Source organism: Nitrospira sp. (assembly GCA_015709715.1).
Taxonomy (GTDB): Bacteria; Nitrospirota; Nitrospiria; order Nitrospirales; family Nitrospiraceae; genus Nitrospira_A.
On the sequence record CP054184.1, the window covers coordinates 3,051,709 to 3,078,598 of the forward strand.

Genomic DNA, 26,890 nt, shown 5'->3' on the forward strand with positions numbered 1-26,890 from the left:
ACACTAATGCCTCTCAATGCCAAACGCGCCTCTCAGTTGCTCGTCAACGGCGACTTACGCAACCTGTTCATTGAAGAGCTGGGATGGGATCGCCACAATGCCACGTTGGAGATCGTCGTTCGAGCCGCCACATACACATTGTACGCGCTGGCTCAGAAACGGGGCATGGTGGCCTATCATTGCCCGACGCCTCCGGGGCAGCGGTTACCGGATCATGCGCAACGTCGCAAGATAGAGCAACAAGTTGCCAAATCCGCGCATGAACACCTGATCGTGTTCGCCGACGCACCAAGTGAGACACAAATTTGGCAGTGGGTGAAGCGGGAACCTGGCAAGCCAGCTGCCTGCCGAGAACATACATTTTACCGATCCCAATCCGGCGAGGCACTTCTTCAGAAAATCAGTGCCATCGCGTTCACATTGGAAGAGGAAGAACGACTCTCGCTGGTCGACGTGGCCAGCCGTGCGCGCGCCGGCTTTGATGTCGAGAAGATAACCAAACGCTTCTACGACCGATTCCAAAATGAGCACACGGCATTTCTGAAGTTCATAAAGGGCATTACCGAGAAAACTGATCACGAATGGTATGCCTCGGTCATGCTCAACCGCTTAATGTTCGTTTACTTTATTCAACGAAAAGGCTTCCTCGATGGGGATCAAAACTACCTCCGCAATCGGCTCAAGCGGATGCGTGAAGAGCAGGGCGCGAACAAATTTTATTCATTCTATCGCTACTTCCTACTGCGACTCTTTCACGAAGGACTTGGGGGTAGGAAACGCAACGCAGAGTTAGAGCAACTGATAGGGCGTATTCCCTACCTGAACGGAGGTCTCTTCGATGTCCATGAACTCGAACGGCCAGATCGTTATGGGGAAAATATCCAGATACCCGACCAGGCCTTCGAGCGCATTTTCGACTACTTTGATGGCTATCAGTGGCATCTCGACGACCGCCCACTGCGAGACGACAAAGAGATTAATCCAGATGTTCTAGGCTATATTTTCGAGAATTATATCAACCAAAAGCAGATGGGGGCCTATTACACCAAAGAAGACATTACGGAGTATATTAGCAAGTACACGGTTATTCCTTTCCTGTTCGAGGCTGCACGAGCCGACTGCGCAGTGGCGTTCGAAAACTCCCATGGGCCCACTGTTTGGGATCTCCTAAAAGACGACCCTGACCGTTACATCTACCCGGCACTGCGTCACGGCATTACTTGGGACTACCAGCTCGATAATCCCCACAACGGTGTGCCACTTGAGAAGCCTTTTGACCTCCCAGGAGAGATCAACGCCGGGCTCAAACTGCCTTCTTTACATCACATCGTCGAGGACGGTCCGGTGCCCACCTTGGAAATGCGTAAGGGATGGAACAAGTCGGCGTCCGCCACGCATGCATTGCCGACCGAGACATGGCGTCAAGTAATTGATCGACGAAAGCACTACGAGGAGGTTAAGCGTAAGCTTGCCGCAGGCGAGGTCCGCAACGTTAATGAGCTTATTGCCTACAACCTCGACATTCGCCAGTTCGCACAGGACATCATCGAAAATTGTGAAGGCCCGGAGTTGCTTCGCGCCTTTTGGCGTTCCATAGAAAAGGCCACAATCTTAGACCCAACCTGCGGCTCCGGCGCTTTCCTGTTCGCAGCGCTCAATATTCTTGAACCGTTGTATGAGGCTTGCCTTGATCGTATGGAGACGTTTGTCGAGGACCTTGACCGATCCGGCGAGAAACATAGGCCAGACAAATTCTCCGATTTTCGCAGAGTCCTACAGCACGTGGATAAGCATCCCAACCGTCGCTACTTCATCTTCAAGAGCATCATCCTCAACAATCTTTATGGCGTAGACATCATGGAAGAGGCGGTCGAGATCTGTAAGCTCCGTCTCTTCCTCAAACTCGCAGCACAAGTTTCACCTGACACGGCACGGGACAACTTAGGCATTGAACCCCTGCCGGACATCGATTTCAACATCCGTGCCGGGAACACACTTGTTGGCTACGCAACCTTTGATGAGGTGCTGAAGAGTGCTGAAGGTAATTGGCTCAGGCAGCAGGACATCGAAGCGATAAAAATTCGTGCGGCTGACCTTCAACAGGCCTTCGATGCATTCCGGGCGCGACAGGTCGAAGGCGACGGGGCAGTGCCCACCCTACATAAACAGGAGCTGCAAGGACGCCTGGCAGCACTAGGTGCGGAATTGAACCACTATCTTGCAAATGAGTATGGTATCAACCCCGCCAAGAAAGACTCATATCTCAAGTGGCTACGGTCCCATCAACCGTTCCACTGGTTCATCGAATTCTACGGGATCATGAAAGATGGAGGTTTCGAAGTAATTATCGGAAATCCACCCTATGTCGAGCTGAGCAAAGTCAGGGGCTACAAGCTGCTTAACTACGAAAGCCTAGATTGTGGGAACCTCTACCCGCTATGTGTCGAGCGCAGCTCCACACTGCTTTCAACCAATGGCACCTTCAGCATGATCGTTCCACTCAGTGGATTTTCGACTGAACGCATGCAGACATATCAAAACCATGTTTGGAATCGATATCAGCAGCTGTATATCTCCTATTACAGTGGTGATGCTCACCCCTCGGTCATGTTCAATGGGGTCAAATACCGTCTTTGCATTATTATAGGTAAACCAGGACAAAACATATCTTCGAAAGTCCAGACAAGTGAGTACTTGCGCTGGTATGCAGTCGAGCGACCGTTCTTGTTTCCCAAATTAGCTTATTCAGGATGTTCCTTCGTCACCGGGTTTCTGAGGTTTGCAAAGATCGGCAATGCGTTGGCTGCACGAGTGTTAGAGAAGGTTGTGTCTAAACAAACTCCGATAGGCTCTTATATTCGCGAAAGCGGTGCAGGTCATATCAACTACCACAGAAGTCCCGTGTTCTGGATTAGGTCAATGGACTTCGAGCCTTATTTCAAATCCGCTACAAAAGATCGGTCGACAGATCACCTAAAGGACGTATATTTCGACAGAGAGGCTGATGCCAGCCGAGTAGGGGCACTACTCAATAGCACCCTCTTCTATTTGTGGTTCACGGCTCAAGGCAATTGTAGGAATGTTGCAGGCCCCGATATATTTTCTTTCCCGATTGGAGATTTGAGGACAGGAACGCTGGCCCCGCTTAAAGCAGTATTTAGAGAGCTGATGAAAGATCTGCAAAAGAACTCCCAAAGACGTGTCTACACTTATGAAGCATCGGGAAAAGTCGAATACGATGAGTTCTATCCAGATAAGTCTAAAAACATCATTGACAAAATTGACCAGATTCTTGCGCAGCACTTCCGGTTTACGGAGGAGGAGTTGGACTTCATCATCAATTATGACATCAAGTACCGCATGGGCCGCGATGCAGAGGGTGAAGAGGAGAGTTGATTAATGAGCGATATTCTTGCGCGTATCCAAAGAGACCTTCAGCAGGATAGCTATTACAGTCAAAATTTCGCTAACGATGGTGAGAGCTTCATTGCGTGGTATTTGCGAAACGTTTTGCTTCGCACTCCAATCCAAGTGCGAGACGACATTACGGACGGCCAGGATGATAAACAGATCGATGCTGTGATTGTCGACGATGAAAAACGTCAAGTCATCATTATTCAAGGGAAATTTTTCACGACAACCAAGGTAGATCAAGCTCCGCTGCATGAAGTGCTCGCGGCATGGCTCCATATCCAGAATCTTCCGGCGCTGCAGGAGAGTTCCAATAAGCGACTGCGTGTCAAGCTAGAGGCGGTATCTGAAGCGCTGCAGGATGAGTATGAAGTGGTGTTCGAATTACTGACGACTGGCACACTCACTGAGTCGGCCAAGAACGATCTGAAGTCCTTTAGCGAAACTATTACTGAGTATGAGCATCCCGTGGCCAGTATCACTCTTGTCGATACAGCAACTCTGCAGGCTCGATGGGATGATGCTCTTTCGGTCGCACTCCCCAAGTTGAAACACAGCTTGACGCTGGAACCCGGCAGATACCTCTCACTGCAGGTGGCAAACTTCAAGACGGTACTTGCGGCGGTAAAGCTCAGTGATGTCCTACGCCTGCCTGGCGTCAACGACCAAACCCTCTTCAGGAAAAATGTTCGCCAGTCTCTTGGTCTCACGAACAAGATAAACAAGGGATTGAAGCAGACGTTAATGGGGGACAATTCTCACTTCTTTTTCCTTTATCACAATGGCATCACGGCGATATGCGACAAGCTTTCTCTTGATACTGCTTCAAACAACCTAGTGCTAGAAGGCTTGAGTGTGGTCAATGGTTGCCAGTCCATCAATACAATTTTTGCATGCTCTGAAAAAATAAAGCGATCGACGGGCTCCTATGTGCTGTTCCGGTTTTACGAGATTCCGCAGGCCGACATCGCCGACCGAATTAGCATTTATACGAATTCTCAAAGCGCTGTTAAACCACGCGACTTACGAAGCAATGACAAAAGGATAGCCGCGATCAAGACGGCCTACGAAAATGCGTATCGCGACGGCTTCCTGATTACGAAGCGCGGCCAAGAAAGGCCCGCAGACCGTGATGAAAAGAAGACGATAGATATAGGGCTGTTGGCCAAATGCATTATGTCCTGGCATTGCCAGCGACCGAATATTGCCTACAACGAAAACAAACTGTTCGATAAGTATTTTGACCAGTTATTCCGCTCTGACTATTCGCCAGCAGACATTCATACGTTAAATCAGTGGATGCAACATATCGAGCGCCGTTGGCAAGAGGGAAGTCTCGGTTTGAACGAGGCCTTAATGGCTGTCCCAAGCTATGCGAAATTTCATCTGCTCTTCGGTGTGCAGGTTTGCTTTAGCATTGCTAGCAATCACGCAGACAAAGTGCCTTCGCCATCGGCGACGCTCTCTGCTCTCAGTGATCCTGATCCTATAATCACACTCGCGGCAAATTGCTACAACTCGGCGCTCGATGCCGCAGTATCCGAGTACCAAGAAAAGAGTAGAGTGTTCAGCCCACAGAATTGGCTAAAGGCAAAAGATAGCCTGAATAAAGTGCAGGCATCACTACGAATGTATATGGGTATGATGTCCTCGATGCCAGGCGGGTCTGATCTCAAAAAAAAGTTGGTCCTGGATGCATCTAAGTACTCGTTAAGATGGTCAGCTGACTAAGTACGGACACCGCAAAATCCTTATTGCGTTGTGCACAAGTGCCTATACCTACATTTTGTCCGCCAAACTAGAATCGCCTTAATTTGCTCTATGCCAGGAATTCTTATTCTACGACTATGTCCACAGCTCAAATCGAAATAGCATATGTCGGCGATGCAGTTGAGGCGGGCATAATGGAAATAGGCGATCTTGCGCCTGCGTTGCTATCTTTTGAGGCACTTTTCAAAGAAGCCAATTTTATTCTGAATGCAGACAGAGCATATGTCACTGTCATAGTAAGATCTGACTTCAAGAAAGGCTCATTTGGAATCTATCTTGAACTTGTACAGCACGTAGTTGGTCAAATATTGTCCGTCGCCGGGGACCTAAAACAAGCAGCAGAGATTGCACAACTCTTGGGCTTGTTCGGTGGGGATGGCCTACTAAAATTTCTCAAATGGCTGAAGGGGCGTACTCCTTCAACTGTAACAAAGCTCGAAAATGGGACGGTGAAGGTGGACCTTTCAGGAAGCACCATTTCCAATAGCACGATCATCATTAAGCCCGATGTCTATGCTTTGTACAGCGCTTACGGGGTAAGGCGCCACTTTAATGGAGTGGTTAAGCCTTTGCAGCGACAAGGCATAGAGAGGCTAGAAATGAGGAAGGGTAAGGAGACCGTTGAGTCTATTTCCAAGGAAGAAAGTTCTCTTCTCGCTACCCCCACGCCTACAGAAAACATTGTCCACGAAGGCGACCACGTTGCTGTATTTCAGGTTGTCCGCGTCTCATTTAAGGAACGGTACAAATGGACGCTGTCAGACGGAGAACGGAACTTTAATGTTGCAGTGCACGACGACGATTTCGTGAAGAAAGTCGAAGAAGGTCAGCTGTCTTTCCGTAAAGGCGACAGCCTAAAGGTTCATGTACAAACAGTAAGTCGAAGAACAGATCATAAAGGAATTGTCACCGAATATAAAATATTGAAAGTTATAGAGGTTATTAAGCAGCCGCCCCAACTCAATTTGCCCGGAACATAACTGGAACATTCTTGCCGGTTAGCCGCCTCCCATCAAGGCGCGTCCTATATAGGACAGCCTATTTGTAAGCCATTGTAAAACCGTGTATCAGATTGGAATTTTTCAGCACATAAGACATTGATTTTACTTATCCCCTGGGTCTCTTTTAAGGCTAGACGATCGAACGGGGATGCAAGGGGCCATAACCATTCGAAACATGACGCAGAATTGCATCCAGGCGATCTTGACGTTAGTCCTCTTCCTTCAATGTTCTAGGCTTCTATGGCTGGGATACGAATGGTCATGCCATCTTGTTGATGCTGGCAGGGGAGCGCTTGGTTCCGACCGCTAGAGTTTCTGACGCAGTACGAGCCTGATCGACACTGTCCGGATCGCAGTGTGGTGGGGCAGATCGAACGGTTTCGTGAGACGCCAGGTGATTCTCGGGTTCCATTTGACAAACGACAGCAAGCCATCAAGTGCCTGGTGCACTTTGTCGGGGGTCTTCACCATCCGCTTCATGCCTGCCAGAATCAGGACAGAGGCGGCAATAACGTGAAGGCGGAATCACTGGGGAAGGCCGTGAATCCCTTTACCAAAAAACATGGAATCTTCATCAGGGTTGGGGATAATGGGCTACTCGACCATTACGCCGTGGATGCGACACAGGCCGTGGATCAGATTGATTACTTTCTGATGGGGCAAAACGAAACCAAGTTGGCGCAGGCCTCAATCCTCCAGTGGGCGAGGCAGTCCCACGATCAAGCCAGGGATCATGCCTACAGGTTCGCCGCAGACAAGCGCCTTGGTGAGGAGTACCTCAAACCAGCCCTTCCGATGTAATTACAACTCGCAAGGGCTGGTGCGAGGCTGGCGTATCTGCTCAATACCTCCTTGTAGAAGCCGCCTCAGCCAACCCTGTCGCCTCGACTTTGCCCAGTGAAGGAGTTTCGGAAATGCCGATGACCAGCGTACGAGACGAGGGGCCGCCTGATACGCTGATTCAATAAAAGGCCGAAAGCGTTTTTCAGGTGAGCAACAGAAATCACTCTATCAACTCCTCTGCCGGGACAAGACCTACATCCACAGCGCGCCTGCCCGCCATTATGTGGTATTTTTGTAATCGTTTTATCGCTGGCGCTGGAACTAGAGGAAATTGTAATCGGAAATCTATCTAGAGAGGGTTAAGTTAATAGGTAATGTTTATGTCTTGGTGCCAAAGTCCAGAAAGCCTTTCCATGCCCTTGTTTTGCGTTCTTGTTTTACTTTCGCAAGCTCAAGCTCCAGTTCTCTGAAGACCTCGAGTTGAAGAGTTTGGTTGGGTTCAACTAGATTTGCCTCGTAACGCGACTTAAGGCTTTCGAACTGTCCGTGCAACTTTGTGCACTCTAACTGATGTGCTTCGCACCCCAACCAATTGTGAAGGCCTGTGAGAGCTCCACCTATCAGGGCCATTATTCCGCCCACCTTGGGTCCCAAAAGCTCAGTGACCGTTGCAGCCCCACCGAAGAAGGCGAGCAAAGACCCTATCCCAACAAAGATCAAGTTTGGGAAACGAAGCTTAGTCAGCCATGCGGAATAAATATCACGCTCCCGCTCACACTCCTGGATACGCTTCTTCATGGAGGAAATAATTTCCATCGCCGTATCTCTAAGCGAAACAGCTCCTCATTTGCCAAATACCCCTAACGTGCAAGCGATTATACCCGATCGTAACAGCCCCATATCGCCGAGTCTGCGCTAACAAGGCTTTATCGCTTAAGTAGCAGAATGCGTATCGCTACGCAAATTAGTATTTTATTCGGCTAAAGCCCGCATGAGTAAAAGGAATTCTTTTAAGTTGACGTGTTCCACAGTCAGTTGACTTCACGTCTGCTCCGTTTTGTAAAGCTGCGACTGGCACGACATAATTACGGGGTGCCAATTCACCATTCGGCCCATGGCCATATGGCCCCGGTGACTCCTTGGGTTTTTCCACGCATTGTACGTAGCCGTAATAAGCGCATTGACGATTTAATTTGTAAGAGCTACTCTCCGCGGCAACTTAGTTCATCCTCCTTCTTGATTATACTTGGAGGACTGTTAGCCCCTCTCCCTGTTCTGGGTGAGGCTGTGAACTAGCACAACCTAGCTGTGAAGTGAAGGGTGAGCCGTGTCTAGAAATCTGGTGGTTTGCTGTGATGGGACAGGGAATATATGGGGGAACGATTGCGATACGAACGTCGTCAAACTCGTCCGAATTCTTCAGAAAAATGAACAGCAAATACTTTTCTACGATCCAGGTGTCGGTACAAGCGATACATATCCATCAATAGGAAAAATTAGTCGTGCAAAGGCGCGAGCGAAAGAAATAGTGGGTTTAGCGATTGGTGGTGGTATCTACGAAAACATCGGACAGGCTTATGGCTTTTTGGTCGAGCATTATCAGCCCACGGACCGTGTTTTCATTTTCGGCTTTTCCCGTGGAGCGTTCACAGCGCGATGCGTGGCAGGCATGATCAATTTGTTTGGAATTGTTCGCCGAGGGGCAGAAGCAATGATTCCTTCATTAACGCGTATCTATTTTCAACCAATCGAGGGGACGGGGCGTACCGGAAGTACCAGGCAAGATTATGGCGATGATATACGCGCGGTGTTTACACTCGAAGGTCGAGACGCTCGGGTGTACTTCCTGGGTGTTTGGGATACTGTCAGTACGGTTGGAGGTCTTCCAGGGTCGAAGAAGAATATTACAAGTTACGGAACCATTAGTGGGAAAAATTACGATCATGTTCGCCATGCTGTGGCTTCTCATGAGTATCGCTATGCATACGAACCAAGGCTATTTAAAGACAACAATTTCGACCATGGTCGGACCTCACTAAAGCAATTACGGTTTGCCGGTGCTCACAGTGATGTCGGAGGCTCATACAAAGAGTCTGGATTATCCAACTGTAGTTTAAAGTGGATGGTCGAGGAGGCAATAGAAAAAGGATTGCTGTGCGATTTGGCCAAGGTCAACTCCATTGAAATTGATCCGTTGGGGCTTGCCCACGACCAGGCGTTTAGCCAGCCACTTTGGGCTCTGTCAGGTCTGCGGACGCGTCTAAGTGTCCTCGGGGTCGAACCACATTGGTCGTTTAGCGAACGTGAAAAGGCGAAAAACATCAAGGCAGTCTGGAAGCCTTTACGGAAAAATTTGTCGGCATTGAGCTGGATCAGCGGAACGCTTGTGATGTTGTTTGTAGTCCAGCTGCTCAGTTACTGGGCTTGTTCCATGCCATGTGATTATCAATTTAATCCCTCCGACCTTTTTCGTCACGAATTCAATATGGCCCTCTTTTTTGATGTGATTCGGGGTGATGGTATTGAGAACCTTTTCGGCACCGTGAATGCCAGCCGAATGATTAAACGATATCTCGCCGATTACCTATTCATTCTTGCCTACTCCGGTGCAGTATGCTGGCTTCTAGTTTATGGCCGTCGAATCGTGGCTGAGCTAACCACCAAGCCTGTTCTTCATCGTGCCGCACACTGGAGCAGTTTAATACCCTTGTGGATTTTGATCGGAAGCGATGTGGTCGAAAATACACTTACATTGTATTTGCTGAATGAGCCGGTAGGTGCTTATCGAACTCATGACGTTATCTTATGGCTCACTGCAGGACTTACGGGGACTAAGCTCCTGGCGCTACTTATGCTCTGTTGCCATTTTATCTGTCTTGGCGCTTGGGCATTGATTGCAAGGATAATTCATAAGCCAAATGTCGTGAAGAGGGGAAGTTCAATCCCCACTTGAAACGCTGGTCGATGGATGCTTATTCATTTAATATTCCGGAGCTTAGGTTCACCGATGTATACGTAGTTATTGCACGTGTAATAATTTTCATGCTCCTATGCGCAAATTCACAATAATAAAAGCTTGTGCGACTTCGCTCAGATCCTTCGGACTAGTTAGTCTCTCCTTCGCACTCACAATTCTAACCAATGTTGGGCTTTTGGGCTGCGACAGGCTTACTCATCCCTCCGTAGAGAAAGTAATGCTGCACACAATGAAAGCTACTGTTGATGGGCTGAATAAGGAGTCGCTTCACATACGATATTTTGGCGCTACTACTATTCAAATCGATGACGGGAACACTGCCCTGATGATTGATGGTTTTTTCTCTCGTCCAGGATTAGCGCAGATGCTGTTCGGAAAAATCTCGCCGGATATAGACAGGATAAATTATGCATTCGCAAAGGGCAGCGTAGGAAACCTGGCTGCCGTACTCGTCGCGCACTCCCACTATGACCATGCTATGGATTCAGCATTTGTGGCGGTTCGCAAAAGTGCAGTACTTGTTGGCTCAAAATCGACCGCCAAAATCGGGCGAGGTCAAGGCTTGCCAGACGATCGGATAATTGAAGTGAATCATGGTGATAAGCTGCGGTATGGGGATTTTATCGTTGAGATTTTTGAATCACCGCATTCTCCAGATCCGTGGTTCTCTGAGGACATCAACCAAACTCTTCAACCTCCGGCGCGGGTTGGAGAGTATAGAGCAGGAAAAAATTTCTCCTTCCTTATACGTCACCGGTGGGGAACGGTCCTCATACATCCGAGTGCAAACTTCTCACCTAACTTATTTGAGAATATCAAAGCTGATGTGGTTTTTCTGAGCCTGGGCATGCTTGGTTCGCAGTCGGAATGTTTTGCGGAAGAGTATTGGAGGAGCGTAGTACTAGCTAGTAAAGCAAGATTTGTAGTTCCAATCCATTGGGACGATCTTCTTCGTCCGCTTGACGAACCCTTATTGCCGATGCCCTATCTCGTGGATGACTTCACTGGTGGATACAAAACGCTTTTAAGAATGGCGGAGCGGGATCGCATCTCCGTACAATTTATGCCTCTTTTTCAACCATTTGACATAAAAGCCTTTCAGTAAGGACACTACATGAACGTTCCTGCACGAAGGGATTTAATTGCCGCGCGTCTTCTCCGACAGACCTCTCAAGGGCGCCGACTATGGATGGTGCATTCAAGATATCTTGGTGCGACGTGCGCCAGCCTGATCCTTGCCCTCATCGTTGGGTGCGGACAGTTACCGGCAGAGGTCCGTGTCGAGTGTACGCAGCTACCGGCAGCTTCGCAGCAAATCGCTCTTGGGATGTTCGGCCCCGAGGATTTGGCATTAGACGTATCCGCTGAACGGCCAAGGCTAATCATATCCTCCCAGAATAGAAGAGCGACCAAAACGCGAGGAAAGATATTTCACGTTGATCTGGTCACGCATGAGATTCGTGAAATGCCTCGAAGGGGAGAGCCTGCTCAGCTGATCAACTCCTTTCATCCCCATGGCCTTGATCTCGCAATGATTGACGACAGGAAAGTTCTATATGTCGTTGTACATGGAACTGAAGAATGGATAGTGCGCTACACTGTTCTTGAAAACGAACTCGTCTACGATAAGACTCTTGGCCCTAATGAAGAACTGACTAATCCGAATGATGTAGACGCGGATGCACATGGAAATATCTATGTAACCAACTCCTCGACAGGGAAAAGCTTCCTAGTAAATTGGTTAAAGTCGAATGTGTTGGGCATGCGGACCACCCCCACTTTGCGCTTGTCAACTAAAGGATGGGAATCCGTAGCGGACCTCGCAAAAGCTCCGAACGGCGTTCTTATACACGGAAACTATCTACTCATCGGAGATTCTTTGGCAGACACTGTTACGATACATCCTCTGCCTGGCTCGACAGGGCAGAAGAAAGTTCTGGAAATGAGTATGCCTGACAATATGAGCGAAGGTCCTGATCACGATGTCCTCACGGCATCTCACAATTCAAGATTATCTTTTATGCTACACCGCTCAGAAATTATGACGGCTGGTGGCTCTATTTTTCGCATTACCGATATTGAGGGGAGCCCGACACTCAACAAGGTTTTCATAACAGATGGGACTATGCTCAGTGCACCCTCCTCAGCCGTTTACTTCAATAACACCCTTTATATTGGGCAAGTTTTTGATCCATTCATTTTAGCTGTGCCTGTCCGTGATCTAAAACAGGCTCATGTCTGTGCCAAATGACCAACATATTGGATTCTTGCTGCCTAGGGCTGAAAATCCTTCTGTGGTCGTCGACACTGTAGAGCTCAGGCAGGCTAGTGATCGGGGCAATGCTGTCTGCTTCTCACTCTCGCTGTTGTAAAATATCTGATGGCGCGAAGCGCCATCACGTTGTGCATGCGATATCGACTCTTTTGTGGCTCATTAGAATTGCCCTCTCATTGATTCCAGCCTTGGAATGGCCTTTATTTATCGGAACCCCAACAAAATCGCGACCTAAATACGACGAGCCAATATAAGTAGTCAGGGCCATTCGGCCCTATTGTAAAACGTAGTTGTATCTACTACTACTCCAGAAGGATGAAGAATTACATTCCGATAATGGCGTATCTGAGTCACGAGGCGCAGCAATTGAAATTCTAAGCTACGACAGTTCTCTTATGGTTCTAGTGGTAATGCTTATTTAAGCGCTTGAGTCGACTTATTATTGATGGCAGGGGGAGAATGAGCGTCTTCATATTGATCATGGCGACTGTGCTCATCGTTGGATGTGTCCCCAAGGGAATGCTCGCCCAAAACGAAGGTGAGCTTCCAAGACTGTGTGATTCCTTCAAGGCGATGGAGGCCGATGGGCTGAGTGATACATATTTGGCAAATCGTGAATTTTGGAAAACATTCGACAAGCGTTATGCCAGAGATCCGCAAAAACCAGAGGGCGGCAAGCCCCGCAAACTGATTGTATTCATGGACGGAACCGGTAATGACAAGACATCATCAACAAATGTGAGGAAGCTGTATCGGTTAGCCGTGCAACATGCCTGTAAAGGAAATCGTGTGATTCCTTATTATGACAAAGGAGTCGGCGCTAAGTGGATTAACCGTGTCACAGGCGGAATCGGAGGAAGGGGAACTAGCTTAAATATTCGTCAAGCCTATAGATTTTTAGTGGAGGCCTATACGCCGGGAGATGAAATTTACCTTATCGGGTTTAGCCGAGGAGCATTCACTGCAAGATCACTAAATGGACTAATTGAGTTTGCTGGCCTAGTCGACGAAGAAACTGTTCAGAAGAAGTGGCATGACTATCTTCCATTGCCTGGTGTAACAAATCTGCATTTTAGTATAGGCGCTCTCTATGACGTTTATCATCAAAATTTCGATGGGAGACCTGGATTCGAAAAAAGAGTCAAAGAAGAATTGGATGAGATAATTAGAGCACGCAACATGAAGGTATTTAAAGACTCACAGAAAGTAAAAGTAACAGCAATAGGGGTTTTTGATACAGTTCCAGCATTGGGGTTGGTTCGTGATGATGAGCCGGACGACCATCGATTGGATCTCTATGCGCAATACGGCTTCCATGCACTTGCTCTTGATGAGCAACGCGACGATTTTCGGCTTCTCCGGTTCGACCCTTTACGTGCGACAGAAGGTAGCCAGCTTGAAGAAGTGTGGTTTGCCGGGGTGCATTCCGATGTTGGTGGAAGTTATTCACTGGAATACAACTGCACATCTAAGGACGACTTCAGGGGTATCGCTACTACGCCGTTAAATTGGATGATTAAAAAACTATCGAAGTTCGAAATACTTCCTTCAGTTCAAGAGCTGGATGAAATGGCCCATCAAGATAAAACCTCTTCTCTTAGGTGTGGTTGTGACCAGGGGGGCGGTCCGTTTATCGAGTGTGACTGTGGCCTTTTGCACGATGAATATTTCGACGGTTCGTTCGGATGGTTGAGGTGGATGGGAAGCTTTCCAAGAAAACCGCACAGCGGGGATAGTATTCATCGCAGTGTGCTTCGAAGAATCGCACTAGAAAAATTGTTCCGTGGTCACCCTGAACGTGAACAGGACGGGCAGTATCTATTTTTAGGCCGGCCTAATCCAGGTAACGCCAAAGAGTATTTCGAGAAGAATTTCGTGGTCGTAGACTAGCGCATCGATTTCACGACTGTGTGATACCTGCTGTTCACACCGTAAATGGCCGAAGCACAGGCTTTTCAGCCTGAGATTTAAGCTGAGTAATAGCATACCAATAGGGTCACCGTGAACTGCAGCCTTCACTCCCGCACATTCTTGGTTTCTGTAAGCTGAACTATGGTATGGCTCAGTATGAATTCTGTTGCACTCAATAAGTTGCGTAGACCGTTAAGGAGTTTTCTCTGATCCGCCACACCAGCAATAACGCGACTTCAAGGACGAAGGTAAAGAAATGGTGATTCGATTCGCGGTGCTAATCGGGATACTTGGCACGTTAGGGTGTGGGAGCTTGGTAAAGAGCGTACCTTATGCCAACATCATTATGGTTGATGCGGACGGTCATCCTGTTGATCCGAGAGGATATGGCCCATGCGAGCTGGACACAGAAGGAAACTGTAACAAACGGCAGAGTATTCTTAGAAGTTATTCACAGTTTGGAACTATTAGCGAATATGGTCGTCACATTAAGAATGTATTGAAGGGGCTTGAGGAGCATAAGAAAGAGAGGAGACCTCACAAAATTTTAATTCATGTGCACGGCGGTCTTAATTTTCAGACCGGAACAGTCGAGCGTGCCATCGAGCTTAGTCAAGATGTCTTGAAGGACACAGACGCTTATCCAGTGTTCATTAATTGGCAGTCATCGTTTTTTCCCAGTTATTGGAATCACCTGACACATATTCGCCAAGCCGAGGATTGGTCTCAGGGATCATGGAGCCAGGGATGGGCTTATGCCACCGCGCCCTTCTATCTCAGTGCAGACATTGCACGATCAGCCATTCGCATCCCAACTGCGACGTTTTTTCAAGTCCGCAATGATATTGAGACTGTGCCTGCCCTCCGCTTTCTTCATTCATCCGACCTTGTACTTGCTCAACAAGCAACATTTGATGAACTCTGTCGTAGAAGGTTTGGTCCGTCCGCGTGGGTTGAAGGCGCTTTGTACGAGTACATGACAGCCTTGGATAAGCAAATTGCCGACTGTCCAAAAACTGAAGGAGCCAGGAAGGGCGAACTCAGTGACCCGAAAGCTAAGAATAGCGAAGATTTTAACATGTGGCTCGGTCTCGACCAACGAGCATGGTCAGACAAATTCTGGGCGTCACTCAAGTATGTTATTACGTCTCCTTTCAAGCTGGCTTCTGCTCCGATAATCGATGCATTCGGTACTAGCTCTTGGGATGTGATGCTCCGAAGCGTTGCTCAGCTATTCCATTACGATGGCTCCCCCCTTCCCAATAGGAACGAAGATGAATCTGAGGACGTCGAATATGACTTCACACGCACAGGCGCTCTGGCTGTGTTTTTTGACCAGTTACGAACGAAAATTTGCAATTACGATAAACAGACCGTGAGTACACGAAGCTCTCATAGAGAGGGTTGTCCTAATAAGGATAGTTGGGAAATAACTCTGGTAGGTCATTCGACGGGAGCCATCATCGTTAATCGTATTATAAGAGAGTTCGGAGATCTCCCGATCAGGAATGTGGTTTATATGGCAGCAGCTAGTACCATTAAGGATTACCAAGATACTATCTTTCCTTATCTTTTAGAAAGAAATGTGGGAACAGCCTCGGGAGATCTCACTAGCCTTTGTGACACAAAAAACGCATCAAATGATTCCAACGCTGATGGTAGGAATATTGTCTGCGTCTATCACCTCATGCTTCACGAAGCGGCTGAATCTGGGGAATGGTTTAACGATATTCTGGACCCTTTTCCACGCGGATCGTTACTCGTTTGGTTGGACAATTTCTTGAGTCATCCCTTGAGCAGAGAGGATCGTACTCTTGGTCGTTTTACAAATTTTATTGCAGCCGCTCATCACACCCCGGCCCTAATTCGACCTTCTATTAGTATTGTAAAGTTTGGAGTTGGAGAAGGGGTATTAAGTCCACAAAAGCATGGCGACTTTGGAGGAAGACTTAAGTTCTGGATTCCGAAATGCTGGGCTGGCCCGCCAAAGCATCCAAGGGAGTGCTATCGCGAACTTGGCCATTATTGATTGGACACACTCAGATGGGAAGGATAAAGGATCCCGGGCCTACAGGAGGCGACCATGTTATTTATCATGGAGCGAAGGGCAAGCGTGGGTATTTGATATGCTCAGCCGCCGGGACTCTGGCGGCGATTTTAGCTTTCTGTTCTCTTCACTTTGCGTATGCGGGCTGGAAGTGTCGACAAGTTGAGTTGATTTATCCGTGGCTAACGTTCTGGGTAATTGTCACTCCAGTGTGGTTCTGGTTCGAATATTTTGTGATTTTCAGAAAGTACGGTGATTCTACCGCCTTTGATAGTTTCAAGCATGGCCAACAGCTTTCATTGGCAATCTGGGCGGCGCTTGTATTTTTCTTAAATGGATTAGTCAGTGCTGAACACTTCAAAGAGGCGCCGCAGAGTCCGACTTCATGCGAAGTGAATCTCACTGATCTGCAAGTGTACTGGAGAATGGTTCGATAAAATGATCTTATTGGCCTTTCGAGATCATTGTGAGGGCATCTAAAGAGATAGCGTTTGTTCCCTTCATGTAGCTCTTCAGTATGGTGCAATTGTGACAAGAAGCGGGTACTTACATCGGAACGAGAACTCTTCGTCTCTCCTCTATATGCTTCCTGATCTTATCTGGTAATGCTTGTTCGGCTAGCTGCAGTTCATAGGTCTTTTGCAGGTTCATCCAGAACTCGGCAGTGGTATTAAAAAAGGTTGCCAGACGCAGGGCAGTATCCCCGGTAATGCCTCGCTGTCCCTTAATAATTGCCGTAATTCGGTTTGCGGGTACCTCCAGTGCTTTGGCGAGTGTGTTGGCGTTGATGCCGGGGTCGGAAGCCTTCATGAACTCTTCCACCAAAATCTCTCCTGGATGCACCGGTCGCATGCCGTTCTTCACCATGGCCGTTCTCCTTCAGTGATAGTCTGTGATCTCGACATCATGGGGGCCATCCGCCATCCAACTGAAACAGATGCGCGAGTGGTCGTTGATCCTGATGCTATACTGCCCCGTACGATCACCTTTCAGCTTTTCCAAGCGATTGCCCGGAGGAGCGAGCAAATCCTTCAAATCCGCAGCACTGTCTAGCATCGTGAGTTTCCGTTCAGCCCCATTGCGGATACCGGAGAACTCTCTGGCGGGCATCCCGGCAAACAGGCGCTCCGTCTTCTTATCCCGAAAACTTCTGATCACGGTCCTTACTTTATCATCGTTTTACGATTTACGTAAAACGGATGTGCTAAATTTGTGCTAAAAATTTTCAAAATGGGCTCGATTTAATGGAAACCATAGAATCGATGGAAGTTAGATAACCGCTTGATTCCTCGATAAAAATGGGGAAACCTTCGCAAAAATCAAGCCGCTAGTAAATTGCCACTTGCCGAACTTTTAAGGCGAGGGTCCTGGGTTCGAGTCCCAGCCGGCTCACCATTTTTCAACTACTTACAATTTTCGAATTGTCCAATGAACCTCCATTGGACAGTCATTGGACACTCGTGCCTCTCTTCGCCATAATATGCCCTCTCGTGCAGCGGCTGTCCCAGCGCAGGAGAACGCATGGCCGCAGAAGAGATGCTCACGCTGAAGGCGGTTGCCGACTACCTGAAGCTGACGGAGGGAACACTCTATCGGTTGACGCAGGAGGGGAAGCTTCGCGGTTTCAAGGTCGGTAACTCGTGGCGCTTCCGGCTCCGGAACATTGACGCACGGATCGAGGCCCAGAAGGCCGAAGTCCGGCGAAACGGGAGCCGTCCGTGACGAAGCGAACCCCTGCAAGCCAGCAACTGGACTTCGGCCTTTCTCGTGTCCAAGACGTACTTTCACAGGCCACTGATTCGACGCACCGCAAGGAGGCTCCTGCAGCGAATTCAAGCGGAGATGAATGGCCCGCCGACTTAACCCGTAGAATTCGCGTTCTTTTGCACACGTCGCCGCTGGACGGCCTCCGCCGCAGCGACGCGATCCGCGACTCAGAGTTCAGACACTACGACAGCCTGGCGCTCGCGCTGCGGGTGCTGGACGTCGTGATCGATCGGCTCGGTCTGGAGGCAGAGGCCGATCGCGAGGCGGTGACACGGGTCCTTCGACCAGTGCTCTCGGCGATGGATGCTGCGGCTGGCGTCGACCCTTCGCCAGAACGTCACGAGCGGATGCTCGACAAGCTTCTCGGAGGTCTCCGAAACGACGGCGACGCTCGCCGTCCGTTTCGCGAGGAGTACACCTCCGTCAACGGTGAGGGCGAAGCGCAGAGGCATGCGCTAGGGAAGGTCTGATTTATTCTCTTTGCATGATGTGCTAAGGGTAGCGCAGCACTGAACTGGAGGCGTGCCCCATGCAGCAACAGACGTTTGCCGAAGTCTCGTTTGAACAGTATCGCAAGCCCACCCGCCGGGAGCAGTTTCTCAACGAGATGAACCAGGTTGTTCCATGGGCGGAATTGGTAGCGGCGATCGAGCCGGTCTACCCCAAGGCCGAGGGCCCAGGGCGTCCGCCCGTGGGTGTCGAACGCATGTTGCGCCTCCATTGTCTGCAACAGTGGTTTAACCTGTCGGACCCGGCGGTGGAGGAAGCGCTGTACGACTCACACGCCATGCGGCAGTTCGTGGGGATTGATCTGGGCCGCGAGCCCGTACCGGATGAAACCACCATCTGTAAGTTTCGGCATCTGCTGGAAGCCCACCACTTGGGCGCACAGCTCTTTGCGCGGATCGGCGCGTATCTGGCTGCCCACGGGCTGAAGGTCAGCCGGGGCACGATCGTGGATGCCACGATCATCAATGCGCCCAGTTCGACGAAGAATCGCCAGAAAGAGCGAGATCCGGAGATGCATCAGACCAAGAAGGGGAACCAGTGGTATTTCGGCATGAAGGCGCATATTGGAGTGGACAGCCGGACGAAGCTGGTTCACTCAGTGGCGGCCACGGCGGCGAATGTCCATGACAGCCAGGTGTTGCCGGAGTTGCTGCATGGACAGGAGACACGAGTATGGGGCGATGCCGCCTATAGCGGGCAACGCGACATGATTCAGCACCATGCTCCCCATGCCAAGAGCTTCGTCCAGACGAAAGCCCATCGCCATCGGCCCTTGAGCGAGACGGAGCGGGCCCGCAATCGGACGAAGTCGAAGGTTCGTGCCAAAGTCGAGCATGTGTTCTTGGTGATCAAGCGGATCTTCGGGTGGGCCAAAGTGCGGTACCGGGGGCTCGCGAAGAATGCGCACTGGTTGTCTATCAGTTGCGGCTTGGCGAATCTGTATGTAGCACGCCGGCACTTGCTGGCGGCAGCCTAGCGGACGGGGGTGCGAACGGGGCGCGGGCCGCCTGACGGCGGAGGAATCCGAGAAAGGCGCTCTCGGACCAGCGGGTTCCCAGCTGATGGCCCGTCTTGATCCACCGAGAAACAGATTGCTTCGTGGAAACGCGAATTAATCAGACGTTCCCTAGAATTTCGACTCCTCTTCGATGCCTTCCATCCCTCGGGGCGCACGGTCCTCCGGCCTTCGGCCGAGGCCTGCAACCTCTACCTGCGCCTGCTCGACCTCGATGTCGAGGACGCGCAGGCAGCCGCCGAGGCCGTCGTCGAGTCGCAGCTCGCGCGGGGCCGCTTCGACGAGGCCGTACACTCAGCGCGGCAGGCGCGCATCCAGTCCGTGCGCTTCCGCGACAAGGTCCTGCAGATCCTCCGGGACACGCGTCGAGACGTCGATCGCGTGGACTGGAAGGTCGAGGTCCCCCGGATCCTGAACGAGTCACTCGCTCACCTCGAACGTCGCGTCGCCGTCGAGCGTGGTATCTTGGGAGCGGCAGACGAGCGGCTGGAGATCATGCCCGACGAGGAAGCGGGCTCTCGCCGTGCCGTCGCTCAGGTTGCAGACCTCACCCGTGACTGCTTGCTTCGACATGCCGAGCTGCACGAGCACTTGATCGGAGCGCGCAACGTCTTTCTCGACGCCCAGGCCCACCAAGCGTTCGCGCCAAGACCGTCACGTCCACTTCCGGATCTCGCTGACGACGTTCTCGAGCCCCTCTTGCGGATGCCGATCATCCGCGCCGATCAGGTCCTCGACCGCGGGTTCCCGCTCTTCGTAGGCCCACGCCTCCCGGTGCTCGCTTCACTCGAGGGTCTGGTCACGTGGATGCTTCAGCCGCGCCGACCTCAACCTCGACAGGAAATCGAGGTTGAGCCCGTCGACGCCGCTGACCTGGACGCCGAACTCCGGCGATACCCACCGGAGGTACGCGCGGCTGCGACGGAGCTCCTGGGCGCTACCGATGGCGAGGTCAAGCTCTCCGACCTCCTGTTGAAGGCCAGGGCGTCTGGCGCATCGAACGAGGTTTTGGAGGTGATCGCATTCTTCGTGCTGCAGGGATTCGCGACCGAAGACCGCGACACCGCGCACGCCGCCGCGGAGCCCATCGCTGGGGAGCGGCTCGAGGACCCGCTGCTCTACGGGGACGACTTGCTCGTGAGCGCCGCTGGGAGGTCGGGATGACGACGGCTCGCGACCCGGTGTGGCATGCGGGCCGGCTCGTTCAATGGGGCCTGCGGCCGCTCGCACGTCCGGCCCAGGAGGCGGAGTATCGGGAGCTTGTCGAGCGCTACTTCGACAATGGCGCCTTTCGGACCATTGTGCGCGAGCTCGCAGATGGCCTCGGGCTGCACGTGCTCGACGTCAGCGAGCACGGAGTCGTGCTTGCGCCTCAGGACGAATCCATCTTCGCCTTGAAGCCGGGGGACTTCCGGCCGGGTAGCTCGAAGGTGGACGATCGTCTTCTTGACGGTCTCGCACAGATCGCGATCGCCGCCACGGTGTTTCCGCGCGCCCGAGATCTCGACGAAGATCCAGACATCGTCCGGGCCCCGGTTACCGTGGACGAGGTCGAAGGGCAGCTCCGCCAGCTCTGCGAGCGCCTTTCGGAAGAGGCTCGTGGCGCCCCCGATCCGAACGCCGAGGACGAGCGCCGTGGGTTGATCGAAGCCTGGCGCGTCTACATGCAGCGACTCGACACAATGGAGACACGCGACTCACGCAAGGCGATGCGGGCGACACGTCGGATCATCGAGTACGCGCTCGATCGGCTGCGCGAGTTCGGATGCTTCACCCAGGTGCGACAGGGTGCCGACACCGCATGGCAGCCTACCCGGCGATACCAGGTCATGGTGCAGCAGCTCGCGGGTACGAGCCTCTTCCAGCTCGTTCGAGAGGCGCTCGACGCTACTTCTTCACCCCCGTCGAGTGGGGAGGAAGCCTGATGCCTCAGCTGCTGAAGCTCCGGTTCGTCTCCCTCGGGCATCCGCAGGCGCGAATGGACGATCTCCTGCTCACGTTCCAGGGACCCGACGGACGCGCCACGGACTCGACGCTCTGGCTCAGAAACGGTGGGGGCAAGTCCTCGATCCTGAATCTCTTCTTCGCCATTCTTCGCCCGCACAAGGGCGATTTCCTTGGCGGCAAGGCGGAGGCGAAGCAGCGTTCGCTGAACGATTACATCCTTCCCAGTGACCGAGCCGTGGCGGCCGCGGAGTGGCAGCTCGACCCCGCTGCCGACTCCCTGGGCCTCGAATCGGAACGCTTCATCACCGGCGTGTTCTACGAGCGTCGCGACGGATCGGGCGAGCTCCGTCGTCTCTTCTTCTCGTGCCGCGTCGCACCAGAACAGCCCGAAGCGACCCTCGAGCATCTCCCGCTGTACACCGCCAGCAACGGCGCGCGTTCCCGCCGTACGCTCGGGGCCTTCCGCGAGGCGTGGCGATCCTTGCGCGATCGCGCTCCGCACCTCAACGTCGGCGACACGGAGAATCAGCGCGAGTGGCAGGAGGTGCTGGAGGCCGCCCGCATCGACCCGGAGCTGTTTTCGTACCAGGTCAGGATGAACCAGCGGGAAGGCGGTGCCGACGAACTATTCCGCTTCGCGGAAGCAGAGGACTTCATCGACTTTCTGCTGGCACTGGCGCTCGATCCCGCGCTCGGCGATCGCGTCGGGAAGAACATCACCACGTTCCGCCGAGAGCTGCTGCAAAGGAAAGAGCAGCTCGTGCCGGAGCGGGATCTCGTCGCCGGCCTAATCGCGCGCATGGCCGCTGTGCGCGATATCCGTGATCGCCGCGACAGACTGCGCGCCCAGCTCGGCGAATCCCATTCCGATCTCGCGGCCCTCGACGTGCTCACGGCAGCCCGGCTCGACGAGCTCGGCAAGGAAGCGGAGCGCCTCGACGAGGCCCGGGCGGGCCACGCAACCTCCGCCGACGAGCAGACGCGGCAAGCGACGACGAAGCGGGGACGCGCCGCTCAGCTGAAGAAGCATGGCGCAGAGCTACGGCTTGAGCACCTCAAGGAAGAACATGATCAAGTGCAGGACGACTGGCGCAACGCCCAGCGTCTCGCCAGGATCTGGAGCGCCGCCGTCCCCCTTCGGCGGGCGATCCAGTTCGAAGAGAAGGCGAAGGACCAGCGCCGATCGCTCCAGCAACGTGAGCGTGAGCACGCGCCGCTGCGCGCAGAGATCGAGAGCGCGGCGAGGAAGTTCGCGTCTGCGTTGACGTGGCGCGCCCAAGACCACCGGAAAAAAGCCGAGAATGCGCGCGTCGACGAGAAGACTGCCCGCGACGAGGCGCGCGAGTATCGGCGTCAGGCGGTGGAGGCCGGCAAGGTCCAGAGCCAAGCAGAGACCGAGGCGAAGGGGCTCGATCAGCGCCTCGAGACCGTCGAGTCCAACCGCAAGCAGTTGGTTCGCGAGGGGCTCCTCGGCTCCGAGGAGTCGGCCGACGCGGGCGTCAGCCGCTGGACAAGCAAAGCCGCCGATCATGAGGATGCGGTCGAGCGGCTCGATGGCGAGATCGTGCGTCTCGACGAGACCCTCGAAGCATTCGACGGTGCCGTCGCGGGGGCCGGCGACGTGCTCTCGCAATGCCAGTCCGAGCATCAGAAGCTCAAGGATCGCTTTGAGCGCGCCACAGGCGAGCGCGACGCCATCGAGCGCGATGCCGTGCTCAAGGCGGCGCTCGAGCTCGAGACGCTCGATGGCGATCGCATCGGCACCGACGCGGTGGGCACGCTCGAGCAGGCGGCTCGTGCCGCACAGCGCGTCGTCGTGGACACGCGGCTGGCGGCCGCTGACGACGAGCGTGCCGCTCTTCACCTGGAGGAGCACGGCCTCCTGCCGCCGTCGCCCGATGCCCAGCGGGTCGTCGAGTTCCTCAGCGAGCGTCTCGGTGGCCAGGCCTGGTCGGGGTGGTCGTGGATTCAGGCGAACGTGCCGAAGCAGGAGGCGCGAGCCGCGGTTTGCAAAGCGCCCTCGCTTGCTCAGGGCGTCATCGTACGACCCGCCGATTTCGAGCGGGCTGCTGACCTCCTGCGCGAGGTTGGACTCGAGCCGGAAGGACCTGTGCTCATCGGTGACACCGACGCCCTGACCCAAGCTCCGGCTCTCCCTGGCGTCGTCGTGGGACCGAGAGAATCGGCTTGGTTCGACCGCGACGTGGCGCAGGCTCGCTTGGCCGAGCTTCGAGCGCGGCTCGACGAGCACCGTCGGCGGATTCAGTCGGCGGAACTGCAGCAGCGTGACCTCACCCGCGCGGCCGAATCGCTGCGCTCGTTTCGCGCGCGCTACCCGGTGGGCTGGTACGAGAGCACGTCGCGCGAGGTCCAGGGGGCGGCGCAGCGAGAGGAGGAGGCTCGCACACGGCTCCAGGATCTGCAGGAGGAGCGCAAGCAGAAGACCGCCGAGCGCAAGCGCGTCGAGACCGAACGGCGGGACCAAGAGCGTCACCTGGAAACCGCTCGGGACGCGGTCCGTCGCCTCAGCGCCTTCCTCGACGAACACGTCCGGCCTTCCGCGAAGTGGCGGACGGATCTCGAATCGGCGAAGACTCGGGCGAAGAAGGCGGCCGACGAGGTCAAGCAGTGGCAGGACCTTGCAGATGCCGCCGACGAGCGTGCGACGGGCGCGTCCGAAGCGGCGCAGAAGCAAGGCGAGGAGGCGCGCGTCGTCGAGACCGAGCGGTCTGCGCTCGAGTACGTCGAAGGCGAGGTGGTCGCCGAGCCGGGACCGCTCGACGAGCTTCGTGACCGATACCGCCTCCTGAGGAGCCAGTACGAGGAGAAGGTCGGGGCGGACGCTCTCTTGGCGCTGGCGAAACAAAACGACGACAACGCGAAGGAAGAGCGCGGCCGACTCGCGAAACTGCTGTCCGCCGATATCACGGAGGAGATCATCCGAGAACACCTCGCTGGCCTAGCGGAGCCGGACACAGTCGACCAACTGCGGCAGGAGACCGAGGCAAAGGCGAGCTCTCTGCAAGGCCGCATGGGCAATCTCAAGGGCCGCATCGACCCCGCCGCTGTGGCGCTCGAGCAGGCCGAGGAGGCCTGCAAGGCGTTCATCATGTTGGCCCCTCTTCAGCGGGCACCGAGCACGCCGGAGCTCGCCGAGGCCGAGGCCACGACTCTGGAGGGCGAGGCGAAGCTGCACCAGAACAGCGCGGAGTCCGAGCAGGCGCACGCGAACGCGGCGAAGCAGAACGCCGAGCAGGTCCGACAGCGGACCTCCGATGTCGAGCGGCATGCGGAACGGCTGAGGTCCTTGCGCGATGACTACGTGGACTTGATGGCGGAGGGCGTCAGCCCGCCCGGGCCCGGCCTGGCCGCGACGCTCGAAGAGTCGGTGTTGCCCTCGCGGCTGAAGAAGCTGACCGATGGGCTCCGCAAGGCGCGGGCGGACTGGCAGGCGATGGACGGCGAGCGAGGAACTGCCATCGCGGGCCTTCGAGCCTTTGCGGCGGGACCCGAGTTCGAGCGCCTCGACGCGCCCTGGGTACGGCGCCTCCAAGAACACGACGAGCCCGCGCTCGAGAGTGCAAGCGTAGAGCTCGGGGCCCAGCTCGAGCTACGTCGCAACGTGCTCGAGGAACAGATCTCGAGCGTCGATCGTCATCGAACGGTTCTGGTCGATGAGCTGCACGCCGTCGCCGAAGAGGGGATGAAGCTGCTACACCAGGCATCGAGCCTCTCCAAGCTTCCGGACCACGTGCCCGGCATTGGCGGCGCTCACTTCCTGAGGATCCAGACGCAGGAGCCCGACGACCCGAGCGAGAAGCGCGCTCGTCTGGCCGAGCTCATCGACGAGATCCTCGATGGCAAGCACGATCTCGGCGGAGTGGCGTTGGTCCAGGCCGCGGTGCGACGGCTTGCGCGGCCGGTCCAGGTTCGCGTACTGCACCCGGACCCCGCGCTCGACCGGCGAACCGTGAGCATCCCCGAGATGGCCCGCTCGAGCGGCGGCGAGCAGCTCACGGGGGCCATCCTCCTGTACTGCACGCTCGCCCGCGTGCGAAGTCGCTCACGCGGCCTGTCCAGGCGCGCCTCGAGCGTCCTGATTCTCGACAACCCGATCGGCCGCGCGTCGCGGGTTCGCTTCCTCGAGCTTCAGCGTGATGTCGCGCGGGCGATGGGCGTGCAGCTCATCTACACGACCGGGGTCAACGATCACGAGGCCCTCCGCGCGCTTCCGAACGTGATCCGCCTCCGGAACGAGCGCGTCGACCGCAACAGCGGTCGTCGCCTGGTCGAGCACGCTCCGGACGAGGCTCGCGTCATCGAGGCTGTTCGCATCGGACGCAGGGAGAACGCCCCGGCCGCCGCTCCGGATGACGTGGAGCAGTGATGATGGGTCCCGAGATCGATGAGCACCGGCTCGATCAGTTCGAACGCGGCCTCCTCGCCGGCACATCCGTTCGCGTCGGCGCCCAGGATCTCTGGCGCACCTTGGCGAAGGTCTTTCCTCACAGAACGCCCGGGCCCGCAGAGCGTCGGCTGTTGCTCGACGCGCTCAGGTCCATCGAGGTGCGTGGAGGCATTCGGCTCCCACCAGAACGTGGTAACCGATGGGATCGGTCGATGGATCCGGCTGTTCCGACCAGCGTGGACATCGTTCGCGATCAAACCGCACCGGCAGCGTTTCCGTGGCGGACGTTTCCCTGGCACCAAAAGCTTCACTGGGTCGTCCAATGCCGGAGCTTGTCGAATCAACAGATAGAATTTCTCCGCCGCGTTCACGAGGGCTTCGTGAAGGGGATGTTCCGTGAGGCCGCCCCGCTGAAGTACCGGTCGCTGCAGTTGACCGGCGATGAGAAGGCGCTCGCATCGCTCACGACCACGTCCCTGTTTGGGCCCGGACGCTTGACGCTCGCTATGCTGGCCTGCCTGCCCGACGCGCTTCCACTTGCATGGGAGGCAGTCGGCGACGGTGGCCGTATGGTGATCTTTGAGAACGCCGGCCCCTTTAACGTTGCGCGGCGAGTCCTAGCTGAGATAGCAGCTAGGCCGTATGACATAATCGCGTACGGCGGCGGACGGAGCGTCCTCGCGGCGCTCGGACATATCAAGACGATAGAGCGCGGTGTTGAGTCCATTCACTACGTGGGCGACCTTGACCACGCCGGACTCGACATCGCGTGGGCGACCCGAAATTGCGCGCGAGATCTCGGGCTGCCCGCAGTCCTACCGGCCACCGAACTTCATCGACAAATGCTTGCTGGAGCGGAAGCCTTTGGGCTTCCCCAGGGGTGGCCATCAATAGAACGCTTCTCGGAGGGCGATCGGCAGAGAATCCTCGAGGTCATCGCCCCGTCGTTGCGAAGCCAGGTCACGGCCGTACTACGGGCTGGGTGCCGTATCCCTGAGGAGATCCTTGGCCCGGACGAATGCCGTCGGGCATGGGTGGTCCTCTCTTGAGCAACTGTCCGATCATGCC

Annotated in this window: 20 protein-coding genes and 1 pseudogene; 17 read left to right on the forward strand and 4 right to left on the reverse strand. The window is 54.2% G+C overall.

Annotated features, from left to right (window positions below):
- Positions 1-6 precede the first annotated feature (6 nt).
- The 4 genes from HRU82_14870 (at position 7) to HRU82_14885 (ending at position 6,983) form a co-directional block, all read left to right on the forward strand.
- Positions 7-3,396: an Eco57I restriction-modification methylase domain-containing protein gene (locus HRU82_14870; protein ID QOJ36142.1), complete on the forward strand. Its 3,390-nt coding sequence runs from the start codon at positions 7-9 to the stop codon at positions 3,394-3,396.
- A 3-nt stretch (positions 3,397-3,399) separates the two neighbouring features.
- On the forward strand, positions 3,400-5,142 hold the full coding sequence (locus HRU82_14875) for an AIPR family protein (GenBank protein ID QOJ36143.1): 1,743 nt from the start codon (positions 3,400-3,402) through the stop codon (positions 5,140-5,142).
- Positions 5,143-5,258: 116 nt separating this feature from the next.
- Positions 5,259-6,161 (forward strand): hypothetical protein, encoded by a 903-nt coding sequence (locus HRU82_14880; protein ID QOJ36144.1) that lies wholly within the window; start codon positions 5,259-5,261, stop codon positions 6,159-6,161.
- Positions 6,162-6,539: 378 nt separating this feature from the next.
- Entirely contained in the window at positions 6,540-6,983 is a 444-nt protein-coding gene (locus HRU82_14885; GenBank protein QOJ36145.1) for a hypothetical protein, read from the forward strand.
- A gap of 360 nt (positions 6,984-7,343) precedes the next feature.
- Here HRU82_14885 and HRU82_14890 read toward each other — a convergent pair whose 3' ends face one another.
- Positions 7,344-7,781: a hypothetical protein gene (locus HRU82_14890; protein ID QOJ36146.1), complete on the reverse strand. Its 438-nt coding sequence runs from the start codon at positions 7,779-7,781 to the stop codon at positions 7,344-7,346.
- 511 nt (positions 7,782-8,292) lie between these two features.
- Here HRU82_14890 and HRU82_14895 point away from each other — a divergent pair.
- The 6 genes from HRU82_14895 to HRU82_14920 all read left to right on the forward strand — a co-directional run bounded on the left by HRU82_14895 (position 8,293) and on the right by HRU82_14920 (position 16,612).
- Complete coding sequence (locus HRU82_14895) at positions 8,293-9,918, forward strand: DUF2235 domain-containing protein (protein ID QOJ36147.1); 1,626 nt, start codon at positions 8,293-8,295, stop codon at positions 9,916-9,918.
- A gap of 253 nt (positions 9,919-10,171) precedes the next feature.
- Positions 10,172-11,047, forward strand: a complete 876-nt coding sequence (locus tag HRU82_14900) for an MBL fold metallo-hydrolase (protein QOJ36148.1) — start codon at positions 10,172-10,174, stop codon at positions 11,045-11,047.
- A gap of 9 nt (positions 11,048-11,056) precedes the next feature.
- Complete coding sequence (locus HRU82_14905; GenBank protein QOJ36149.1) at positions 11,057-12,193, forward strand: hypothetical protein; 1,137 nt, start codon at positions 11,057-11,059, stop codon at positions 12,191-12,193.
- A gap of 504 nt (positions 12,194-12,697) precedes the next feature.
- Positions 12,698-14,107 (forward strand): DUF2235 domain-containing protein, encoded by a 1,410-nt coding sequence (locus tag HRU82_14910; protein ID QOJ36150.1) that lies wholly within the window; start codon positions 12,698-12,700, stop codon positions 14,105-14,107.
- A 277-nt stretch (positions 14,108-14,384) separates the two neighbouring features.
- Complete coding sequence (locus HRU82_14915; GenBank protein QOJ36151.1) at positions 14,385-16,157, forward strand: hypothetical protein; 1,773 nt, start codon at positions 14,385-14,387, stop codon at positions 16,155-16,157.
- Positions 16,158-16,171: 14 nt separating this feature from the next.
- On the forward strand, positions 16,172-16,612 hold the full coding sequence (locus HRU82_14920) for a hypothetical protein (GenBank protein QOJ36152.1): 441 nt from the start codon (positions 16,172-16,174) through the stop codon (positions 16,610-16,612).
- Between the two features lie 109 nt (positions 16,613-16,721).
- Here the strand turns inward: HRU82_14920 and HRU82_14925 are convergent, their stop codons facing one another.
- Together HRU82_14925 and HRU82_14930 are read right to left on the reverse strand one after the other, a co-directional pair.
- Positions 16,722-17,042: a HigA family addiction module antidote protein gene (locus HRU82_14925; protein ID QOJ36153.1), complete on the reverse strand. Its 321-nt coding sequence runs from the start codon at positions 17,040-17,042 to the stop codon at positions 16,722-16,724.
- A 12-nt stretch (positions 17,043-17,054) separates the two neighbouring features.
- Positions 17,055-17,333, reverse strand: a complete 279-nt coding sequence (locus HRU82_14930; protein ID QOJ36154.1) for a type II toxin-antitoxin system RelE/ParE family toxin — start codon at positions 17,331-17,333, stop codon at positions 17,055-17,057.
- Positions 17,334-17,696: 363 nt separating this feature from the next.
- On the opposite strand from HRU82_14930, the gene HRU82_14935 reads away from it, so the two are divergent.
- The 3 genes from HRU82_14935 to HRU82_14945 are packed head-to-tail and all read left to right on the forward strand — an operon-like array spanning position 17,697 to position 19,428.
- The gene (locus tag HRU82_14935; protein QOJ36155.1) at positions 17,697-17,897 is read left to right on the forward strand and encodes a helix-turn-helix domain-containing protein; all 201 of its coding nucleotides are present in this window, start codon (positions 17,697-17,699) and stop codon (positions 17,895-17,897) included.
- Positions 17,894-18,412: a hypothetical protein gene (locus tag HRU82_14940; protein QOJ36156.1), complete on the forward strand. Its 519-nt coding sequence runs from the start codon at positions 17,894-17,896 to the stop codon at positions 18,410-18,412. Before HRU82_14935 ends, HRU82_14940 begins: the two co-directional genes overlap by 4 nt.
- 59 nt (positions 18,413-18,471) lie before the next feature.
- Entirely contained in the window at positions 18,472-19,428 is a 957-nt protein-coding gene (locus HRU82_14945) for an IS5 family transposase (protein QOJ36157.1), read from the forward strand.
- 150 nt (positions 19,429-19,578) lie between these two features.
- On the opposite strand, the gene HRU82_14950 is transcribed toward HRU82_14945, so the two are convergent.
- A complete protein-coding gene (locus tag HRU82_14950; GenBank protein QOJ36158.1) occupies positions 19,579-19,761 on the reverse strand; it encodes a hypothetical protein in 183 nt (60 codons plus the stop codon).
- 27 nt (positions 19,762-19,788) lie between these two features.
- Between HRU82_14950 and HRU82_14955 the strand changes: the two genes are divergently transcribed.
- The 4 genes and pseudogenes from HRU82_14955 (at position 19,789) to HRU82_14970 (ending at position 26,871) form a co-directional block, all read left to right on the forward strand.
- Positions 19,789-20,631, forward strand: a complete 843-nt coding sequence (locus HRU82_14955) for a hypothetical protein (protein QOJ36159.1) — start codon at positions 19,789-19,791, stop codon at positions 20,629-20,631.
- The gene (locus tag HRU82_14960) at positions 20,628-21,392 is read left to right on the forward strand and encodes a hypothetical protein (GenBank protein ID QOJ36160.1); all 765 of its coding nucleotides are present in this window, start codon (positions 20,628-20,630) and stop codon (positions 21,390-21,392) included. The genes HRU82_14955 and HRU82_14960 overlap by 4 nt, the downstream gene beginning before the upstream one ends.
- A gap of 4,053 nt (positions 21,393-25,445) precedes the next feature.
- Positions 25,446-25,514: pseudogene (locus HRU82_14965) on the forward strand (hypothetical protein).
- Positions 25,515-25,800: 286 nt separating this feature from the next.
- A complete protein-coding gene (locus tag HRU82_14970) occupies positions 25,801-26,871 on the forward strand; it encodes a hypothetical protein (protein ID QOJ36161.1) in 1,071 nt (356 codons plus the stop codon).
- The last annotated feature ends 19 nt before the right edge of the window (positions 26,872-26,890 follow it).

Bases quoted from the DNA above. Each gene is read 5' to 3' on its own strand.
- HRU82_14870 (QOJ36142.1), top strand. From the start codon at position 7: ATGCCTCTCAATGCCAAACGCGCCTCTCAGTTGCTCGTCAACGGCGAC.
- HRU82_14875 (QOJ36143.1), top strand. From the start codon at position 3,400: ATGAGCGATATTCTTGCGCGTATCCAAAGAGACCTTCAGCAGGATAGC.
- HRU82_14880 (QOJ36144.1), top strand. From the start codon at position 5,259: ATGTCCACAGCTCAAATCGAAATAGCATATGTCGGCGATGCAGTTGAG.
- HRU82_14890 (QOJ36146.1), bottom strand. From the start codon at position 7,781: ATGGAAATTATTTCCTCCATGAAGAAGCGTATCCAGGAGTGTGAGCGG.
- HRU82_14900 (QOJ36148.1), top strand. From the start codon at position 10,172: ATGAAAGCTACTGTTGATGGGCTGAATAAGGAGTCGCTTCACATACGA.
- HRU82_14905 (QOJ36149.1), top strand. From the start codon at position 11,057: ATGAACGTTCCTGCACGAAGGGATTTAATTGCCGCGCGTCTTCTCCGA.
- HRU82_14910 (QOJ36150.1), top strand. From the start codon at position 12,698: ATGGCGACTGTGCTCATCGTTGGATGTGTCCCCAAGGGAATGCTCGCC.
- HRU82_14915 (QOJ36151.1), top strand. From the start codon at position 14,385: ATGGTGATTCGATTCGCGGTGCTAATCGGGATACTTGGCACGTTAGGG.
- HRU82_14920 (QOJ36152.1), top strand. From the start codon at position 16,172: ATGGGAAGGATAAAGGATCCCGGGCCTACAGGAGGCGACCATGTTATT.
- HRU82_14925 (QOJ36153.1), bottom strand. From the start codon at position 17,042: ATGGTGAAGAACGGCATGCGACCGGTGCATCCAGGAGAGATTTTGGTG.
- HRU82_14935 (QOJ36155.1), top strand. From the start codon at position 17,697: ATGGCCGCAGAAGAGATGCTCACGCTGAAGGCGGTTGCCGACTACCTG.
- HRU82_14945 (QOJ36157.1), top strand. From the start codon at position 18,472: ATGCAGCAACAGACGTTTGCCGAAGTCTCGTTTGAACAGTATCGCAAG.
- HRU82_14960 (QOJ36160.1), top strand. From the start codon at position 20,628: ATGACGACGGCTCGCGACCCGGTGTGGCATGCGGGCCGGCTCGTTCAA.
- HRU82_14970 (QOJ36161.1), top strand. From the start codon at position 25,801: ATGATGGGTCCCGAGATCGATGAGCACCGGCTCGATCAGTTCGAACGC.